At 64.1% G+C, this 1,724-nt stretch carries 2 protein-coding genes; both read right to left on the reverse strand.

Going from position 1 to position 1,724, the window contains the following annotated elements:
- A partial coding sequence (locus tag DVK07_RS19080; protein ID WP_147441223.1) for a beta-propeller fold lactonase family protein occupies positions 1–677 on the reverse strand: 677 nt, incomplete at its 3' end.
- 52 nt (positions 678–729) lie between these two features.
- Complete coding sequence (locus tag DVK07_RS19085) at positions 730–1,587, reverse strand: NAD(P)-dependent oxidoreductase (RefSeq protein ID WP_121598469.1); 858 nt, start codon at positions 1,585–1,587, stop codon at positions 730–732.
- Between the last annotated feature and the right edge of the window lie 137 nt (positions 1,588–1,724).

Here is a 1,724-nt window from a genome sequence, read left to right on the forward strand (position 1 = left end):
CGGCGCAGGACGGTAACCGTCGAGTCGAGTTCGTTGATCAGGTATGCCCGCTCGCCGTCCGGAGCGAACGAGAGGTGTCGCGGTCCTGACCCCGGGGCGAGATCGAGCGCGTCGACGTGTGACAGGGAGGCTTCGTGGCACTCCACCGCGTAGACATGAACCTGATCGGTGCCCAGGTCGGGGACGTACGCGAAGCGCGCCTCCGGTCCGAGCGTGATCGAGTGGGGGTGCGGTGCGGTCTGTCGCTCGGGATCGACGCTCGACCCGCGGTGTTCGATCACTTCGGTCGGCGATTCGATACCGCCGTCAGAACCGAGCGGAAGCATCGAGACGGCGCCGCCCGCGTAGTGGGCCACCAGCAGGAACGCCCCTGTCTCGTCGACGGAGCAGTAGCAAGGAGCCGCCGCCCCACTTCGGGCGCTGTCACGCTCGGTCAGCTCTCTGGTGTCGCGGTCGACCGCGTACGATCGGATGACGCCCTCGTCATCCTCTCGAACTGCGGTGTAGAGGTACTCTCCCGAGGGGCCGAACGTCACGAACGTCGGATCGTGGCCGGCAGCGACCGCGTCGAGCTGCCGCATCGCTCCCGTTTCGGTATCGATCCCGACGGTATAGACGCTCTCGTCTATCGCTTCGCTGTACGTCCCAACGGCCGCGATGCGTTCAGCTGTCGTCATAGTGGTCTGGATTCGTGATCATGATAGATCGTAGTTTCGTGGTTTTGCGTTCTCATACCGTGCCGTTCGAGTCTGTTGGCGGTTCGTCCCACTCTTCGCCGTTATCGTGCGGTTCGTATCCGAGTCGATCCCGAGCGTTCCGGATCGAGAACCACCGCCGATCATTGTCGCTGACGCCGTTGAAGACATCGAATGTCACGCTTCTGTCGACGAGACAGCGCTCGACCAAGTGGGCGAAGTCACGGCGGGAATGCCACGTCGCCTTCGTGCGCGCCACCGAGCGGTCGTAGGCGTCGCTTCCGCGCTCGATCTCTCCGTGTTCGACGCGGCGTTCGGCCCGCCCGTACGGGTGATCGATCTCGTGCGGGAGGACCGAACAGATCCGGAGCGCGTAGAACCGCCGGGGGTATTCGTGCCGTTCGGTGTAGTACCGTCCGAGGTCTTCTCCAAACGACTTCGTCGCGCCGTAACACGAATCGGGACGGACCGGATCAGTCGGATCGAGCCGGAGGTCGTAGTCGGGGTCGTACAGTTCCGGTGCGTGCTCCTCCTCGTACATCCCCATTACGTGATTCGTTGAGGCGAACACGAACGCGTCGACCTCCGCGTCGCGGGCAGCCTCGAGGGCGTTGTACATTCCAACGATGTTGGGCTCGAACACCTCCTGCCACGTCCCGTCGGTGTAGGGGTACGCGGCGAGGTGGACGACAGCGTCTTGATCATCGAAGGCGGGTCGGAGCGCGTCGTACTCCGTGACGTCCGCGACATGCGTGTCGAAGCCGCCGTACCGGTGATCGGACGGGCGGTCGGACCGGTTCAGGTAGGTGAACTCAAACCTGGAATCGCCGTCGAGATGGTCGATGATTGCGGTCCCACACCTACCGTAGGACCCGGTTACGAGGACATTCATGCGGGTATGTTGATTGCCTCGTGAACGGTCCTCCAAGCGTGTCGACTCACCGTCCCCCGTCGCCGTCACACGCGAGGACGCCGTTCAGGTAGGCGACCGCGTGGGCGCGCGACCGGTGTCCCCACTCCGTGTCCCCG

Origin of the sequence: Halorubrum sp. Atlit-26R (genome assembly GCF_003666015.1) — an archaeon.
Taxonomy (GTDB): domain Archaea; phylum Halobacteriota; class Halobacteria; order Halobacteriales; family Haloferacaceae; genus Halorubrum.

What these genes read in the sequence shown, in the direction of transcription:
- DVK07_RS19085 (WP_121598469.1), bottom strand. Translation starts at nt 1,587, where the DNA reads ATGAATGTCCTCGTAACCGGGTCCTACGGTAGGTGTGGGACCGCAATC.